General features: G+C 75.1%; 14 protein-coding genes and 1 tRNA gene. 5 read left to right on the forward strand and 10 right to left on the reverse strand.

Annotated elements, in window-relative coordinates:
• The first annotated feature begins 173 nt into the window (after positions 1-173).
• Together ACLIRP_RS01905 and ACLIRP_RS01910 are read left to right on the forward strand one after the other, a co-directional pair.
• Entirely contained in the window at positions 174-1,274 is a 1,101-nt protein-coding gene (locus ACLIRP_RS01905; protein ID WP_412062264.1) for an alpha/beta hydrolase family protein, read from the forward strand.
• An 83-nt stretch (positions 1,275-1,357) separates the two neighbouring features.
• Positions 1,358-1,618, forward strand: a complete 261-nt coding sequence (locus ACLIRP_RS01910; protein ID WP_412062265.1) for a hypothetical protein — start codon at positions 1,358-1,360, stop codon at positions 1,616-1,618.
• A 24-nt stretch (positions 1,619-1,642) separates the two neighbouring features.
• On the opposite strand, the gene ACLIRP_RS01915 is transcribed toward ACLIRP_RS01910, so the two are convergent.
• Positions 1,643-2,632 (reverse strand): mechanosensitive ion channel family protein, encoded by a 990-nt coding sequence (locus ACLIRP_RS01915; protein ID WP_412062266.1) that lies wholly within the window; start codon positions 2,630-2,632, stop codon positions 1,643-1,645.
• Between the two features lie 77 nt (positions 2,633-2,709).
• Complete coding sequence (locus tag ACLIRP_RS01920) at positions 2,710-3,339, reverse strand: DsbA family protein (RefSeq protein ID WP_412062267.1); 630 nt, start codon at positions 3,337-3,339, stop codon at positions 2,710-2,712.
• A 178-nt stretch (positions 3,340-3,517) separates the two neighbouring features.
• On the opposite strand from ACLIRP_RS01920, the gene ACLIRP_RS01925 reads away from it, so the two are divergent.
• A complete protein-coding gene (locus ACLIRP_RS01925; protein ID WP_412062268.1) occupies positions 3,518-3,925 on the forward strand; it encodes a TerB family tellurite resistance protein in 408 nt (135 codons plus the stop codon).
• Between the two features lie 12 nt (positions 3,926-3,937).
• Here ACLIRP_RS01925 and ACLIRP_RS01930 read toward each other — a convergent pair whose 3' ends face one another.
• From ACLIRP_RS01930 to ACLIRP_RS01945, 4 genes are all read right to left on the reverse strand, one after another.
• The gene (locus ACLIRP_RS01930) at positions 3,938-5,968 is read right to left on the reverse strand and encodes a peptidylprolyl isomerase (RefSeq protein ID WP_412062269.1); all 2,031 of its coding nucleotides are present in this window, start codon (positions 5,966-5,968) and stop codon (positions 3,938-3,940) included.
• An 87-nt stretch (positions 5,969-6,055) separates the two neighbouring features.
• Positions 6,056-6,138: transfer RNA gene (locus tag ACLIRP_RS01935), tRNA-Leu, on the reverse strand.
• Positions 6,139-6,180: 42 nt separating this feature from the next.
• Complete coding sequence (locus ACLIRP_RS01940) at positions 6,181-7,089, reverse strand: alkaline phosphatase family protein (protein WP_412062270.1); 909 nt, start codon at positions 7,087-7,089, stop codon at positions 6,181-6,183.
• A gap of 134 nt (positions 7,090-7,223) precedes the next feature.
• Positions 7,224-8,105: a DNA-processing protein DprA gene (locus ACLIRP_RS01945; RefSeq protein ID WP_412062271.1), complete on the reverse strand. Its 882-nt coding sequence runs from the start codon at positions 8,103-8,105 to the stop codon at positions 7,224-7,226.
• 140 nt (positions 8,106-8,245) lie between these two features.
• Between ACLIRP_RS01945 and ACLIRP_RS01950 the strand changes: the two genes are divergently transcribed.
• Together ACLIRP_RS01950 and ACLIRP_RS01955 are read left to right on the forward strand one after the other, a co-directional pair.
• Positions 8,246-12,166: an ATP-binding protein gene (locus tag ACLIRP_RS01950; protein ID WP_412062272.1), complete on the forward strand. Its 3,921-nt coding sequence runs from the start codon at positions 8,246-8,248 to the stop codon at positions 12,164-12,166.
• A gap of 96 nt (positions 12,167-12,262) precedes the next feature.
• Positions 12,263-13,477, forward strand: coding sequence for a patatin-like phospholipase family protein (locus ACLIRP_RS01955; RefSeq protein ID WP_412062273.1), 1,215 nt, complete (start codon positions 12,263-12,265; stop codon positions 13,475-13,477).
• A 43-nt stretch (positions 13,478-13,520) separates the two neighbouring features.
• On the opposite strand, the gene ACLIRP_RS01960 is transcribed toward ACLIRP_RS01955, so the two are convergent.
• The 4 genes from ACLIRP_RS01960 to greA all read right to left on the reverse strand — a co-directional run bounded on the left by ACLIRP_RS01960 (position 13,521) and on the right by greA (position 16,617).
• Positions 13,521-14,090 carry a hypothetical protein gene (locus tag ACLIRP_RS01960; protein WP_412062274.1) on the reverse strand — a complete coding sequence of 190 codons (570 nt, stop codon included), beginning with the start codon at positions 14,088-14,090 and terminating at the stop codon, positions 13,521-13,523.
• Positions 14,091-14,226: 136 nt separating this feature from the next.
• A complete protein-coding gene (locus tag ACLIRP_RS01965) occupies positions 14,227-15,249 on the reverse strand; it encodes a threonine aldolase family protein (RefSeq protein ID WP_412062275.1) in 1,023 nt (340 codons plus the stop codon).
• Positions 15,250-15,367: 118 nt separating this feature from the next.
• Positions 15,368-16,066 carry a monofunctional biosynthetic peptidoglycan transglycosylase gene (gene mtgA / locus ACLIRP_RS01970; RefSeq protein ID WP_412062276.1) on the reverse strand — a complete coding sequence of 233 codons (699 nt, stop codon included), beginning with the start codon at positions 16,064-16,066 and terminating at the stop codon, positions 15,368-15,370.
• 77 nt (positions 16,067-16,143) lie between these two features.
• Positions 16,144-16,617 (reverse strand): transcription elongation factor GreA, encoded by a 474-nt coding sequence (gene greA, locus ACLIRP_RS01975; RefSeq protein WP_412062277.1) that lies wholly within the window; start codon positions 16,615-16,617, stop codon positions 16,144-16,146.
• Positions 16,618-16,691 lie beyond the last annotated feature (74 nt).

The raw sequence follows: 16,691 nt of genomic DNA on the forward strand, positions 1-16,691 counted from the left end.
GTCCCCCCGCCTGTCGGTCGACCCCCTCATCCGATGGGGGCTCCTCCGTTTGTAGTGCCTCGCATGGAGTCGGCCTTGACCCCCCTCGCGCGGCGGCGGGGCGGAGCGGCCTCGGAGAGGGCGCACCTCGGAGTCGATGCGCTCGTAGTCTCCCGCGTCTCCCCACCACAGCCATGCTCCGCACACTCGCCCTCGCCCTCGCCTTCGTCGCTGGCGCCAGTGCCCAGGACGCCTACTCCGAGTCGCCCATCACGTTCGACACCGCGCCGGGCGTCACGCTGGCGGCAACGCTGACCGTGCCGGCCGGCGACGGCCCGTTCCCGGGCGTCGTGCTCGTCTCCGGGTCCGGCTTGCAAGACCGCGACGGCGGGCCCGATTCGCCCGGCTTCCCGGCGGGCTACCGGATGTACCGCGACATCGCCCACGCGCTCGCCGCGCGCGGCGTTGCCAGCCTGCGCTACGACGAGCGCGGCGCGGGCGAGAGCACGGCGGGGGAGGAGCCCGACGCCGTCACCTCGTACGACTACGCCCAGGACGCCGCCGCTGCCGCTCGCGTGCTCGATGCCCGGCCGGAGATCGGTTGGGTCGGGATCGTCGGCCACAGCGAGGGCGGCGCCATCGCGCCGCTTGTGGCGACCGCCGAGCCGGCCGTCGACGGGGTCGTGATGGTGGCCGGGCCGGGCATCTCGGGGCGCAAGATCATCCTGGCGCAGAACCGGGGCGGGCTGGCGGCGCAGGGCGTGTCCCCAGCCGGCGTCGAGGCGTTCCTCGCGCCGGCCGACTCCGCCTTCGTCCGGCTCGCGGCGACCGCGCGCGGCGAGTTGTCGGACGCCGACCACGAGGCCGTGCAGGGCATGATCAGTCGCGCGTTCCTCGCCCTGCCCGCCGAGGACGCCGCCACGCTCGGGCTGAGCGCGCCGCTCGTGCCGATGGTCGTCGCCCAGCAGATGGCCGCGATGTCGGGCGCGTGGTTCCGCGCGTTCCTCGCCCTCGACCCGGTCGACGCCCTCGCGGCCCTCGACGTGCCCGCGCTCGCGCTCTTTTTCGAGCTCGACCAGCAGGTCGACCCGGCCCTCAACGCCGGGCCGGTCCGCGACGCGCTCGGCGCCTCCGCCAGCCCCGACTGGGCGGTCGTCACGCTCGACGGCCTCAACCACGTCTTTCAGCGCGCCGAGACGGGCTCGCCTGCCGAGTACGCCACGCTGCCCGGCACCGTCGACCCCGAGGTGACGGCGGCGATCGCGGACTGGGTGCTGGCGACGGCCGGCGAGTAGCAGCGGAACGTCGATTTGACGCGCGCGCCGCTTAATGCGCCGCGCGCGCAACCGATAGGGGAGGGGCGCTCACCGCCTTCCCCATGGCTCTCCCGATCGACTTCTCCGGCTTCGGCTTCGCCGACCCCACCGACCAATTCGTCCGCATCACCACGCAGGAGGACGACACCGGTCGCGCCCTCGTCGACGGCGTCGTGGCGATCCCCGGGCTGCCGGTCTGCCGCGTCCGCATGAAGACGGACATCGAGCGCGTCGCCCGCTACGGGCCGGGCCGGGCCGCCCTCTTGGGCTACGTCCGCGCCGCGCTCCACGAGGACGTGCTCGTCGAGCTCCCCTGGAACTGATCGGGGGAGGCCCCCCGCCGATGGCTACTGCCAGTCGGCCTCCGGGGCGGGCTCGCTGGCGCCGTCGCCGGACCCACCGCCCTTGAGCGCATCGCGCATTCCGACGCCGCCGCTGGGGTCGAAGTCGAGCGTCGTGATAGGGAACGGGATCGTCACGCCGGCCGCGTCGAACGCCGCCTTGACGGCCTTGACGGCCTCGGACTGCGCCTCCAGAAAGTCGGTCTGCTTGGAGAACGCCACCCAGAACCGGACCACGAAGTTGATCGACGAGTCGCCGAACTCGGTGAAGTAGAGCTGGACCGGCCGCTCGCCCTTGCGCATCGCCAGCCGCTCGATCGCCTGCACGGCGACCTGTTGGGCGTGCCCCAGGTCGTCGCCGTAGCCCACGCCGCAGGTCAGGTCCACGCGCCGCTCGCCGCGCGACGAGTAGTTGACGATGGGGTCGCCGTAGACCTTGGCGTTCGGCAGGATCACCTTCTGGCCGGTGAACGTGTCGAGGATGGTCGAGCGCAGTGAGATCTCGCGGACGACGCCCGTGAACCCGCTCGTCTCGATGATCTCGCCGACCACGAACGGGTTGCGGACGGCCATCAGGATCCCCGCGATAAAGTTGGACGCGATGTCCTGGAACGCGAAGCCGAGCGCCAGCCCGACCACGCCGGCGCCGGCCAGCAGCGTTGTCACGACGCCGTCGAGGTTGAGGACCCCGAGCGCGATGAACGTGCCGGCCGAGAGCACGACGACGTACGCCAGCGTCCCCAGCAGCCCGACGACGTTCTTGGCCTGGGGCGCGTGGCCGGTCGTGCGGTGGAGCAGCCCCTCGACGACGCGGCGGGCGATGCGGGCCACGAACACCGCGGCCACCACGATGAGGACGGCGACGACCAGGTTCGGCAGCAGGAGCACGAAGCTGTCGATCCAGCCGCCGATCTTGCCGAGCAGGCCGGTCGCGGCGTCGCTCACGTCGAGCGGCTGAGTGGACAGGGTATCGGCGGCGGTCGAGTCGGCTTGCATGGCGCGGGGGAGGGGCAGCCGGACCTACGCGAGCCATCCGGCGTGGGTCCCCCTGATGTGCCCTGTGCGGCCCGCGCCTACGCGGCCGGCGCCGTCGCCCGGTCGAGGGCCCGGACGAACGCCTCGATGGGCTGGGCGCCCGACAGCGCGAACTGGTCGCCGAAGAGGTAGAGCGGGACGCCGCCGATGCCGGACCGCCGGGCGATCTCCTGACTGGTGGCCACGTCCTTGCGGAAGCGGTCGTCGGCGAGCAGGGCGATGGCGTCGGCGCCGGGGACCCCGCCGTGCTCGGCGAGCGCCTCGAAGTCGGTCGTGTCGTGCAAGTCGCGGCCCTGGGCGAAGTAGCCGTCGAAGAGGGCGTCGACCATCTCCCACTCGCGTCCGTACGTCCGCGCCAGCAGGATCAGGCGGTGGGCGTCGGTCGTGTTGGGCGCGCCCGCGAGCTGCTCGAAGTCGAACGCGATCCCGGCCCGCTCGCCCGCTTCGGCGACGTGGGCGAACGCGGCCTGGCGCCGCTCGGGCCCGCCGAACTTGCGGTCGAAGAACGCGGCGTCCCCGCCGGTCGGGGGGAGGTCGGGCTGGAGTTGGAACGGCCGCCAGCGGCGCGTGACGCCGAGGCCGGGCCGCTGGGCCAGCGCCTGGGCCAGGTGGGCCTCGCCGATGTAGCACCACGGGCAGGCGATGTCGGCGAACACGTCGATGGTCATGGCGAGAGGCGGGTTGCTGCGCGATCAGGGGGCGTCGGCGCGGGTGGGCGTCGCGGGGGGCGGTACCAACACCCCTCGGCCGGCCGCAGATTCCCGTCACCCCTTCCCCGGCCTCTGAATCAGGGGCACTCCGCGCGGGCCCGGGAGTACCCTCCCCTCGTCCCCCCACCTGCGACCGATGTTTCTCCACGAGCTCTCGCCCGAGCAGTGCCGCGCCTTCCTCGTCCTCGCCCGCGGCGTCATCGACGCCGACAACCGGCTGGCGATCCAGGAGGTCGAGCGGCTCGACCGGCTCTACGTCGAGGCCGGGGTGCCCGCCGAGATGGCCGGCGCGCCGGCGGCCGCCGGCGACCTCAACCTCCTGTTCGGCACCGACCGCTCGCGCGTGGCCGCCCTGCTCGACCTGACGCTCGTGGCGTATGCCGACGGCAAGCTCCACGCGTCCGAAGTCGCCTCGCTCCGCTCGACGGCCGCCCACCTCGGCGTCGACGCGGGCACGTTCGAGGCCGTCCTCGACTGGGGGCGCCGCCACCAGCAGCTCATCGAGGAGGCCGCGACGATCGGAGCCGAGGTCGGCACGCCGTAGCGGTCGCCCGCGTTACCGCCGGCGGTCGGGCTCGACGCGGGCGCGGCGGACGAGGTCGCCCTGCAGGATCGCGTCGACCACGTCCTGCCCCTCGACCACGTGGCCGAACGCGGTGTAGCGGCCGTCGAGGTGGGGCTGCGGGCTGTGGGTGACGAAAAACTGCGAGCCCTCGGTGTCCTTCCCCGAGCTCGCCATCCCGATCGTGCCTGCCGCGTAGCGAATGCGGGCGAACTCGCTCCGGATGGGCGTCTCGGGCCCGCCGTAGCCGTCGCGGCGGACGTAGTCGCCGCCCTGAACCACGAAGTCGGCGACGACGCGGTGGAAGGGGACGCCGTCGTAGAGGTCCTGCGCGGCGGTCGTGGTGATGCGCTGGACGGTCTGGGGCGCGGCCTCGGTGTCGAGCTCGATCACGACACGCCCGCGGTCGGTGTCGAGGATGAGGCGGGGGTGCGCGCCGACCACACTCAGGTGGGCCCAGTCGATGGCCGTCGTGGCGGGCGAGCCGGCGGCCGGCACCTCCACGTCGACGCCGTCGCTGAGCCGCTCGTTGAGCGCGTCGCGGGCGGCGGTCCGCAACTCCTCCGGGCCCGTCAGCGCCACGCCGATCAGGAAGTCCATCTCGGCCCCGTCGCGGACCTTCCCCGTGGCGCCGACGATGGCGCGCATGGCCGCGAGGTCGTTGGGCGCGTCGAGTGTGCCGTAGACCTCGCGCAGGAGCGTCCCCGCGCCGAGCGCCCAGAACGCCGAGTCGGCGACGAGCGGGGCGGCGGTCGAGGCGCGGGCGGCGTCGCCGGTGCGCAGGGCGTCGGCGTAGGCGTCGTAGAAGCGGCGCGGGCCGTAGCCGCCGGCCTGCCACCGCTCGCCGAGCGCGCCGAGGGCGGCCGTCGCGAGGCGGGAGTCGGGTGAGCGGGCGTCGGTAAAGAGGCGCGTCAGGGCGGTCCCGTCGTCGGTGCGGGCGAGGGCGCGGAGCGCGGCTGCCTTGGCGAACGGGTCCGGCTGGCGGTCGGCCCACGCGAGGACGGCGGCGGGGTCGGCCTGGGCCACGGCTGGGAGCAGCGCGGCCTGCACGGTCCACGGCCGGTCGCCGTCGAGCGCCGCGCGCGCCAGGTCGAGCGCCTCCGGCCCGCCGGTCATCGCCAGCCCCTCGGCGGCGACCTGGGCCACGTGCGGGTTCGGGTCGTCGACGGCTCGGGCGAGCGCGCCGCGCGAGGGGACGTCGTCGCGACCGTCGAGCGCACGGGCGATCTGGACGCGCGTCTGCCAGCGCGTGTCGGTGCGGAGCGCCTCGGCCAGCCGGGCCGTGTCCTCGCGCTCGTCGAGGCGGCCGAGCGCCCGGGCCAGCGAGGCCCGGGCGGGGTCGCCGGCGAGCGCGTCGAACGCGACGCGGATCGCCGCCGCCTGCGCGCGCCACGCCGCGACGGGCGACCGGGTAAAGGCGTACGCGGCGTTGGCGCGGATCGCGGGATCGGGGTCTTGGAGGCGAGCGCTGAGGAAGGCCGCCCAGGCGTCGCTGGTCACGTCGCGCAGGCCGAAGCGGGCGAGCGCGAGCGCGCGGTGGGGCTCCAGGATGTCGGGGAGCGGCGTCTCCAGAACGGCGCGGAGGTCGGCCTGCCCGCCGACCTTGCCCAGCGCCTCCACGAGCTCCGCCAGCACGGACGCCGTGGCCTCCTGGCGCAGCGTGATCACGAGCGCGACGCCGGCCGACGAGTCCGCGGTCTGCCCGAGCGCGAACGCGGCGTCGGCGCGGACGGCGGGGACGGGGTCGTCGAGCAGGCGCCGAAGGCCGGTGATGGCTGCCTCGTCCTGCACGGACGCGAGCGCGAACGCGGCCCGGGCGCGGACGGTGCTGTCGGGGCTGGCGAGGGCGGTCGCCAGCGCGGCCCCGTCGCGGCGCACCTGGGCGTCGACGAGCGCCTGGAGGTCGGGCCGCGCGAGCAGCCCGTCGGCCGGGCGCGTGGTGTCGACCGTCGCCGGGGGCGGGGGGAGCGCGGTCGAGGCGCAGCCGGCGACGAGGAGGGCGGCGAAGACGAGGAGCGGACGCACGAGAGCTGTGGGGGACCGCCCGCCGACGTGCGGGCGCGATGAGTCAAACGGCCACCCGCGTCGGTTCGGGTGGGTGAGCCCGTCGAGTGGGAGAGGCGGGACTCGAACCCGCACGTCCTTTCGGACACCAGCTCCTAAGGCTGGCGTGGCTACCATTACACCACTCTCCCGAGAGCCGAAAGATAGCCGAGCCCTCGGCGGGCAGACCTCTCCTACGCCCCGCCCGGCGCCAGCAGGTCCACGATCGCGGGCGTCACGTCGAGCAAGGAGTGGCAGCCGGCAAACGCGCTCGCGCCGGGGCCCCAGGCGACGAGCGGGACGGGGTTCGTGGTGTGGCTCTTGGTGCCGAGCGCCTCGAGGTTGCCGTGGTCGCTCGTGATCAGCAGCGTCGCGTCGTCGGGCAGCACGTCGAGGAGCGCTGCGAGAAAGCGGTCGAGCGAGTGGAGCACGGCCGCGGCGCGGTCCGGGTCCTGGCTGTGGCCGGCCTTGTCGGTCAGGAAGTACTCCTGGAGCACGAAGGCGTGGGCGCCAAGCAGCGCCGCCAGCCGCCGCGCCGCCGCGGCCTCGGAGATCGGGCGGTGCGCGCCGTCGAGCAGCCGCGCCCACCCCGCGCCGGTGAGGTCGGCGGTGAGCGCGGTCCCCGCGAGCAGGTCGTCCGCCGTGCGGAGGCGGACGCCCGCCGACTTCGCCGCGAGTGTCGTGACCGTCCACCGCCCGCGCGCCTCCGCCGCCCGGAAAAAGCGGTCGGGGTAGGCGTTGCCGAACGCGAGTCGCTCGGCTGGAATCCCCGCTTCCACCAGTTGCACAAACACGCTGCGCTCGGCGACCGAGGCGCGGACGGTGGTCGGCGGGTACGGGCCGAAGTGGTTGCCGTGGGTCTGCGCGGCGTTGAGGCCGGTAAAGAGCGCCGATTGCCCCGTCCCACTCTGCGGCAGGCCCCCGACGTTGAGCGTCGCGTCGATGGGGACGAACGTCAGGTCGGACCGGCGGACCGGCTCGGCGCCCTCGACCCAGCGCTGGCCACCCCCCAGCCGCTCGAAGGCCGGGAGGTCGAGCGTCGCGAACGGGTTGTCGGGCTCGGGCCCCAGGCCGACGCCGTCGAGAAACAGGAAGAGGAGCATGGGGAAGAGAAGAGGCGCGGAGGAGCAGAAGAGAGGAAGAGGAGTTCAAAGGCTGTGGGACGGGCGGAGTCGGACCGTCGTGGGCGCCCCCTGCGATCCTCTACTCCTCTCCTCCTCTACGCCTCTTCTCTTCGTCAGGCGACCGTCTCGGCGACCGCACCGGCGTCATCGGCGGGCCGGGCTGCCTCGGCCCAGGGCGCGTCCGCTGGCGCCGGGGGGACGAGGAAGAGCGGGCGCTCGGCGTCGGCGGCCCAGGCCGCGGCGCGGGCCTCGTGCGAGCCCGCCGGCGGCGTGACCGCCAGCACGGCGCGGCCGAGCGCGGCCTGCACCATCGCCCGCTCGCGGTCGTCGTGGTCGAAGGGCCCGTGCGCCATCGGGAACGGCGACACCATCAGCCCGCCGCCTTTCGTGAGGGCCGTCGCGCCGGGCCGCATCGAGCGGTCGATCCGCGCCAGTCCCGCGCCGACGACGGCGACGGCCGGGACGCCCGCCCCGAGCGACAGCTTCTGCAACGCGAGGTCGACCCCGTGCGCGGCGCCGACGACGAGCCCGCGGCCCCGCTCCAGCACGCCTCGGGCGACGGCCTGCGCGGCCTCGAACGGCGGGGCCGCGAGCGGCGCCGACGCCAGCACGGACAGCGACGGCCACCGCAGCGCGGCGAGGTCACCGAAGGCGTAGAGCACAGCGGGCCGGTCGGCGCGGTCGAGCGCGTCGAGCCCGCTGGGCCAGCGGTCGTCGCCGGGCGCGAGCACGGCGATCCGGCGCCCGGCCAGCGCCTCGACCTGGGCGGCGGCCTGGTCGAGCGCGTCGTCGAAGGCGGGCGCGCAAACGGCGTCGACGATCTGGGCGGCGTGGGCGACGCCCTTGAGCCGGAGGAGCACCTGCTCGCGCGGGGCGGCGCGGACGGCCTCGGGCGAGGCGAACCGTTCCAGCAGGCGGTGCGCGGTCACGCGGCCGACGCCGTCGAGCGACAGCAGCGCGAGGGCGAACGGGGCGGGGGTCGGGAGAGCAGACATTGGGGCGATTCGGGCCCTCACGTTACGAATCGGGCCGGCCGTGGGGCGCCGACCGGCGTTTTCGCCCGGCGACGGGGACGGCGGCGCGGTGGCACGTCCGGCACCGGGTTTGCGGGATGGGGGCTGTTCCCACCGCCCGCATGTCCGCACCGCCCCGCATCCTGTTCGTCGCCGAGCCCTCGGCGGCCGTCGACGCCCTCCAGGCGGCCCGCGCTGGGGGCGCGCTGAGCGGTCAGCTCGCGCCGACCGCGGAGGCCCTCCGGCTGGCGTTGGCGGAGAGCGGGGCCTTCGACGCCGTCGTGTTCGTCCCGGGCGGCCCGGTGGAGGAGGTCGAGGTCGCCGTGTTCGTGCCCGACGACCTCCCGCTGTTCGTGGTCGCCGACGAGGTGCCGCTGCTGCTGACCGAGACGGCGGCCGTCGCCCTTCCCCTCGCCGCGCTGGCGACGCTGGCCGACCGCCTGACGGCCGCTCCGGCCGCCGCCGCTCCGCCGGCCGACGAGGCGCCCGAGCCGCGTCCGGCCGAGCCCGACTCTGCGGAGACCGTCCGCGCCCCGATCCCCGTCGCGGAAGCTCCGCACGCCGAGGCCGCTCCGCACGCTGACCCTGCTCCCGAGGCCGAGACCGTTCCCGACGCCGAGACCGCGCCCGACGCCGCTCCGCACGCCGACGCCGACGCCGAGACCGTCGCGCCGGCCATCGCCGAGCCTGCCGTGGACGAGGCGGTCGGGGCGATGCCGGCGCCGCTGGCGTCGCTCGCCGACCACCTCCCGGTGGGGCTCTACCGGAGCACGCCCGACGGTCGGATCTTGTACGCGAACTCCGCCCTCGCCATCCTGCTGGGCGCCCCGTCCGTCGAGGCCCTGGCCGACGTGGACGTGCGGACCGACCTCGGGTACCCGCGCGACGCGTTCACCTCCGAGATCCGCGAGACGGGCGCCGTCCGCAACCTGGTCGTGTCGTGGGTGCGGCCCGGCGGCGAGCGCGTCCACACGCGCGAGAACGCCCGGTCCATCCTCGACGCCGACGGCCGCGTCGTCGCCTACGAGGGGACGATGGAGGACGTCACGGCCGAGGTGGAGGCCCAGATCGAAGAGCGCGCCACGGCCCGCCAGCACCGGGCCGTCGCCGCGTTTACCGCCGCGGCCGCGCTCGCGGGCGACGCCGCGACGCTGCGCCGCGCCGCCGTCAGCGCCCTCGTCGAGGCGACGGGCGCGTCGTGGGCGCTGCTGGCGGTCCGCGAGCAGGGCATCCCCGCCGTCGCCGCGACGGCCGGGACGTTCCCGGCCGACCTGGCCGAGGTCTACGGCGCGGCTGCGGCGTTCGCCGATCTCCCCATGACGTCGGTCGCCGCCAGCTCGCCCGCCGAGCTCGGCGCCCCGCCCGACACCGCCGCCGTCCTCGGCGCCCTCGGCATCGGCGCGCTCGCGTCGGTCCCCGTGCTGACGGCCGGGGAGCCGGACGGCGTGCTCGTCTGGGGCCGCCCGCAGGGCGCCGCGCCGCCGGCCGAGATCCGGGGCGGCGAGGCGATCGCGTGGCACCTCGGCGGCCACCTGGCCCGGGCCGCCGCGCTCGAGGACCTGCGCGATTCGGAGGCCAGCCTGGCCGCCATCGCCGCCCACACCCCCCACGTGCTCTACCGGCTCCGCTACACCGATGCGGGGCCGGTCTACGACTATCTGAGCCCCGCCGTGGAGCGGCTGACGGGCTATTCGCGCGAGGAGGTCGAGGCGCGGGGCGGGCTCGGCGCGCTCGTCCTCCGGCGCGACGTGATCGACGGCGACGGGCTCGCGTCCGGCCCCGTCGACGGGGCCGACCAATACCGCGCGCTCTACCGGATGGCAACGGCCGACGGCGAGCGCTGGGTCGAGAACGCCGCCCGGCCGTGGTGCGACGCGACGGGCCATGCCGTCGGGCTCGTGGGCGTGCTCCAGGACGTCTCCGACCGCCAGCGCCGCGAGAGCGAGCTGGCCGACGCCGCCCAGGCCGCCCTCGACCGCCAGCGCGCGCTCGTCGACCTCGCCCACCTCGACGGCGCCGACGCCTTCGGCGCCTCGGCCGCCGCCATCGCCGCGGCCACGCTCGGCGCCACCGACGTCTCGTTCTGGGCCTGCGAGGGCGGCGCCAGCCATCCCCTGTACGCGCCCTCGCCCGTCGAAGCCGCCGAGCCGGCGAGCTTCGAGGGCGCCCTCGAGCACGTCGCCCGGCACCGCGCGCTCACCGTCTCCGACGCCGCCACCGACGACCGGATCGGGCCGCTCGGGCTCGAGCCGTTCGTCCGGGCGTACGGCGTGCGGGCCCTGCTCGTCGCCCCCATCCGCCGCCACGGCCAGGTCGAGGGGCTCGTCGTGGTCCACCGCGACCAGGCCCACGACTGGGACCCCGCCGAGACCGAGTTCGCCGCCGCCGTCGCCGACGCAGTCGCCCTCGCCATGGAGCGGGCCGAGCGCGAGCGCGTCGTCGCGGAGCTGGTCGACGCCCGGGAGGCCGCCGAGGTTGGGCGGGAGGCGGCCGAGCGGATGAACCGGCTCAAGAGCTCCTTCCTGGCCAACATGAGCCACGAGTTCCGGACGCCGCTGACCGGCATCCTGGGCTTCGCCGACCTGCTGGCCGAGGAGGTCCCCGAGCAGCACCGCCCCTACGTCGGGCTCATCGAGCGGAACGGGCGGCGCCTGCTCGACACCCTGAACAGCGTCCTCGACCTGTCGCGGCTGGAGGCGGGCGAGTACCCGGCCGCCCTGCGCCCGCTCGCGCTGGCGCCCGCCGTCCGCGAGGCCACACGCGAGATCGCGGCCGAGGCCGAGGCCAAGGGCCTGCGGTTCGACCTCGAGCTCGACGACGAGGTCGCCGCCGAGCTCGACCCCGACGCGCTCGCCCGCATCATCGGCCACGTCGCCGGGAACGCGGTCAAGTTCACCGACGCCGGCGGCGTGCTCATCACCGTCGAGCGGGCCAACGAGGCCGCCGTGCTGCGCGTGGCCGACACCGGCCTCGGCATCTCGCCGTCGTTCGTCGACCAGGTGTCGGGCGCCTTCCACCAGGAGGACTCGGGCCACGCCCGCAGCCACGAGGGCGCCGGGCTGGGCCTGACGGTCGCCGACCGGATGGTGGCGCTGCTCGGCGGGACCATCACCATCGAGTCCCAACGCCCCGGCGGCACCGTCGTCACCATCGCGTTCCCGCGCGTGGACGCGCCCGAGCCCGCGCAGCCGGCCCCGCCCCCCGCCTCCGCCCCCGGCGACGGCCAGATGGGCGGCTACCCCCCCGACCCCGCCGACCCCGCCGACCCCGGCGACCTCCTCGGCGAACCCTTCGACTTCACGTTCCTCTCCGCCCCGGCCCTGTCCGCCGTCGCCGAGACCCCCGAGCCCTCCTCGATCGACTCCCCCGCGCCCCCCCCGACCGACATGTTCGACTTCCGCTTCGGGCGGTCTTCTGACCCGCCGTCCCCCGAGCCTGTGGCTCCGCCCCAGGCGACCACTCCGCCGCAGGCCGACCCGGCGCCGACGTATGCGCCGCCCTCGGCCACGCCGGCGCCGCCCACTGCCGCGCCCGCGCCGCCTCCGCCTTCGGCCCCGCCGTCCGTCGCCGACCCGGTGATGATCGTCCGCAACCCGGACGCGGCCCCGGCCCCGACCATCCCGCCTGCCGCGGCCCCGCCGGTGGAAGACGCCGAGGTGGTCTCCGAGTCCGACCCGCGCCCGACGATCCTGGTCGTCGAGGACAACGACGACACGCGGATGCTGCTGGAGCGGATCCTGCGCTCGACGTACCGCGTGACGGCCGTCGGCGACGCCCGCTCGGCGCTGCTGGCGATGAACGCCCAGCGCTTCTCCGGGCTCGTGCTCGACATCAACCTGGGCGGCAAGGAGACCGGCGCCGACGTGCTCCGCATCGCGCGCACGCTGCCCGACTACGGCTCGGTCTTCGCCATCGCCCTGACGGCGTACGCGCTGCCCGGCGACCGCGAGCGCCTGCTCGAGTCCGGGTTCAACGCCTACGTCTCGAAGCCGTTTACGCGGCAGGTGCTCATGGAGACGTTGGCGGACGGGATCGAGGCCTAGCCTCGCCCCCACCGCCGGACGCGCGCGTTCGGGGCCGGGGGCTCTGGGCGCGCACCGGCGTGTCGCGTCGCTAGGTTTGGTCGTCCCCCCGTGCTCGTGCTCGACCGTCTCGCCCGCCTCTTCGGGGCCCCCGCCCCCGACGCTCCCGACGCCCCAGATGTCGCGCCGGGTGGGGGGGGAGGGCTCGCGCTCGCGCTCACCGGCGGCGGCGCGCGGGCGGCGTACCAGGCCGGCGTGCTGCGCGGCATCGCCCGGTTGGCGCCCGGGTTCCAGCCCGACATCGTGACGGGCGTCTCGGCCGGCGCGCTCAACGGCGGCTACCTCGCCGCCCACGCCGACATGCCGTTTCCCGAGGCCGTCGACCTCCTGGGCGACGTCTGGCGGGACCTCCGGGCCGAGCACGTCTACCGGCTCGACCGCCCGACCGTGCCGCAGGCGCTGGCGCGGTTCGTCCGGCGCCCGGCCGAGATCGCGCCGCCGGCCGAGGGCGGCTTCTTGGACACGACGCCGCTCCAGACGTTCGTGGAGGGCCTGCTGGGGCCCGTCGGGCGGCCCATGGAGGCGGTCGCCCGCAACGTGGCCGACGGCCACCTCGGCGCGTTCGCCGTCACCACGACCTCGTACACGACGGGCCAGTCGGTGACGTGGGTGCAGGGCGAGGGCGTCGAGACGTGGGACCGCCCGATGCGCCGGGCCGTGCGGACCCCGCTCCGGCCCGAGCACATCCTGGCCAGCGCCGCGCTACCGTTCTTCTTCCCGGCCGTCGCCATCGAGGACCCCGACCTCGGGCACGGCTGGTACGGCGACGGCGGCATCCGGCTCACGGCGCCGCTGTCGCCCGCGCTCCACCTCGGCGCCGACAAGATCCTAGTCATCAACACGCGCTACGGGCAGAGCAAGGCCGAGGCGGACGCGCCCAAGGTCACCGAGTACCCGCCCCCGACGCGCGTCCTCGGCGTGCTCATGAACGCCGTCTTCCTCGACGTCATCGACCGCGACGCCCAGACGCTCCACCGCATCAACGACCTGGTCGAGCACCTCGGCCCGGAGGCGTCGAACGGCTTCCGCAAGGTGGACCTCCTCGTGCTCCGGCCGTCGGTCGACCTGGGCGCGCTCGCGGCCGACGTGTCGCCGCCGCTCCCGCCGTCGATGCGACTCGTGCTCGGGGGCCTCTCCTCGGGCGACGCCGAAAGCCCGGACTGGCTCTCGATGCTCGGCTTCGACCGGGGCTACATCGACCAGCTGCTGGCGATCGGCGAGGCCGACGCGCTGCTCCAGGGCGAGGCCATCGAGGCGTTTCTCGCGGCGTAGGGTGGGGGCGCAGACACGGGGACGTCCCGCGCGGGTCGGCGGGCTACTCGCGGACGCCGCGCTCGCGCCGGGCGGGCGGGCGGGCGGGCGCGTCGAGCATGGGGGCCAGGTCGATCGCGTCGAGCGGGCAGCCGTCCACGCAGATCGTGCGCCGGTGCGCGCGGGCGAGCACCACGGCGCGGCGCGCGAGCGTGTCGAAGGCGGGCATCCCGGCCGAGACCCGGAGCTCGATGCGGCGGCCCAGTTCGTCGAGCCCGACGACGGAGAGCCCGCCGCCGCACAGGTCGAGCCGGCCGATCCGATTCCACGGCAGCGACCGGCGGCGGCCGGCGGCGTCGTGCCCGGTGAACCGATGGGCGGACAGCTCGACGCGCCACAGGCGGCGGTTCTCCCGGGCGAGGCGGAGCGCGACGATCCCGGCCGCCGCTGAGAGCAGGAGCCCGCAGGCCAGGGCGACGGCCGCCGAGTGCTCGCCGAACGCGAACGCGGCCACGGGCGCCGCCGCCACCAGCGCGCCGCTCACCACGGCGAAGGCGATCACGGCCCGCCGCGCGCGCCGTCTCGCGTCGGCGAGGGCGCGGTCGTCGTCGAACACGTGGGACCAGGGCGGCATGGGGACTCGAGACCGGTGGGCATCCGTCGGGCATCCTCTGTGGAACCCGTGGAGGATGTAGCCCTGATGAAGAAACCGGTTCCAGGTCCGGCCGGCTGTCGTAGATCTCCCGATGTAACGCCCGGGGATCTAGGGACTACGGGCAAAGGTCGGCGAGGGCATCGGCAGCTCGCGCCACGTCGTCGTCGCCGAGGTCGCGGTGGAGCGTCGCGCGGACGGCGTGTGCCCCAAACGGCACCATCCGGACGCCCGCCGCTTCCAGCGCCTCGACGGCCTCGGCGGCCGGGCCCGGCGTCTCGAACAGGACGATGTTGGTGTCCGGCTCGCGGACGAGCGCCAGCCCGGCGGCCTCCACGGCTCGCGCCAGCCGAGTCGCTCGCGCGTGGTCGGCGCGGAGCATGGCGCGGTCGTCGCGGTCGTAGTCATCGAGCGCGACGAGCGCCGCCGCCGCGAGCACGCCCGACTGGCGCATCCCGCCGCCCAACAGCTTGCGCGCGCGGCGCGCCTCTCGCATGTGCTCCGCCGAGCCCGCCAGCACCGACCCGACCGGCGCCCCGAGCCCCTTCGACAGGCAGACGTTGGCCGTGTCGAATCCCGCCGCGAGGGCGGCGACCGACGTGCCGAGCGCCACGGCGGCGTTCCACAGCCGGGCCCCGTCGAGGTGGAGCGCCAGCCTGTGCGCCCGAGCGGCCTCGACGACGGGCGCGATCGTCTCGGCCGGCACGGCCACCCCGCCCGCCTTGTTGACCGTGTTCTCCAGGCAGACCAGCCGCGTCCGCGCCTCCCAGTCGTGCGTGCCCTGCACCACACCTGCGAGGTCGGCCGCCGTCAGCACACCGGAGGCGTCGCCGACGGGGCGGAGCTGGACGCCCCACAGCGCGGCGGGCGCGGCGGCCTCGTAGTGGTAGAGGTGGCTCCGCTCGGCGACCACGGCCTCGTCGCCAGGCCGGGTATGGACGCGGATGGCGATCTGGTTGCCCATCACGCCCGAGGGCACGAACACGCCCGCCTCCATTCCCAACTGCTCGGCCACCCGAGCTTCGAGCCGGGCGACCGTCGGGTCCTCCCCGAAGACATCGTCGCCGACCTCGGCCTCGGCCATCGCGCGTCGCATCGCGGGCGTCGGGCGGGTGACGGTGTCGGAGCGGAAGTCGATCATGGCAGGAGAGGGATGGAGGGATGCGCGAGGGATAGAGGGGTGGGCAGAGTGCAGAGTAGGCCCTGTGTGTCGCGAAGACGGCCCCATCCCCCATGCCTCAATCCCGCACCCCTCTCCGCTACCACCCCATCTGGCGCATCCGCGTCTGGATGCGGGCCGAGGTTCGAGACTGGTCCTGGGGGCGCCGCGCGAGCGGGGCGGGCAAGACGGCCGCGAGCCGGGCGGCCTGGTCGCGCGAGAGGCTGGCGGCCGACGTGCCGTAGTGGTGGCTCGCGGCGGCTTCGATGCCGAACACGCCGGGCCCCCACTCGGCCACGTCGAGGTACAACGACAGGATGCGCTCTTTGGGCAAGACGAGCTCCGCCAGCAGCGTCAGCGGCACCTCGACCGCCTTGCGGACGGGGGACCGGTGGGTCGTCAGAAAGAGGTTCTTGACGAGCTGCTGGGTCAGCGTCGAGGCCCCGCGCATGGGCGCGCCGGTCCGCTCGGCCGCCTCGCGCGCGTCCCGGAGCTCCTCCCAGTCGAACCCGCCGTGCGTGTAGAACCGGGCGTCCTCGCTGGCCACGACGGCGTGCCGGACGACGGTCGCCTGCCCGGCCTGCCCGACGGGCCGGTACTGCACGTCGAACGGCGCCGCGTCGATGGCGGCCTCGACGGCGCGCTGGACCTGAACGGTCGTCGCGGGCGGGCTCACCCAGCGGTACGCGACCAACAGCAGCGTGCACGCAGCGAGGTACCCGAGCACGACCGCGAGCCCGAGCCGGACGGCGCCCCACAGGCACCCCCGCTTTTTCTTGGGCGTGGGCGTGCGGGCCATGCTAGCGGGGGGAGGGGGCGGCGCCCCGGGAGCCCGGCGCGAGCTGGCCGGTCCGGACCCCGGGTCCCGGAGTCACGCTAGCGGCTGATCTCGAGGATCTCGAACTCGACGACGCCCGCCGGCACCTTCACCTTGACGACGTCGCCGACCTCCTGGCCGAGCAGCGCCTTCCCGATCGGGCTCGACACCGAGATCTTGTTCTGCTTCAGGTCGGCCTCCTGGGCCGAGACGAGCGTGTAGGTCGCCTCGCGCTTGGCCTTCCGGTTCATCACCCGGACGTGCGACAGGATCCGCGACTTCGACGGGTCGACCTCGTCCTCGTTGACGACGCGGGCGTTGGCGATCGTCGTCTCCAGTTTGGCGATCCGCGCCTCGAGGTGGCCCTGGGCCTCCTTGGCCGCGTCGTACTCGGCGTTTTCGGACAGGTCGCCCTGGGCGCGCGCCTCGGCGATCTCCTGGGAGATGTGCTGGCGCTCCACCGTCCGGGCGTGGTGGAGGTCGTCCTTCAGCTTCTGGAGGCCTTCGGCGGTGAGATAGACGGTCGATCCCATGTCAGTCGAGGAGGTCCGGAGGTGGCCGGTACGGGGAAAAAAACCGCATCCCGACCAGGGGGCCGGGATGCGGA

It is taken from the genome of Rubrivirga halophila (assembly GCF_046845755.1).
Lineage (GTDB): Bacteria > Bacteroidota > Rhodothermia > Rhodothermales > Rubricoccaceae > Rubrivirga.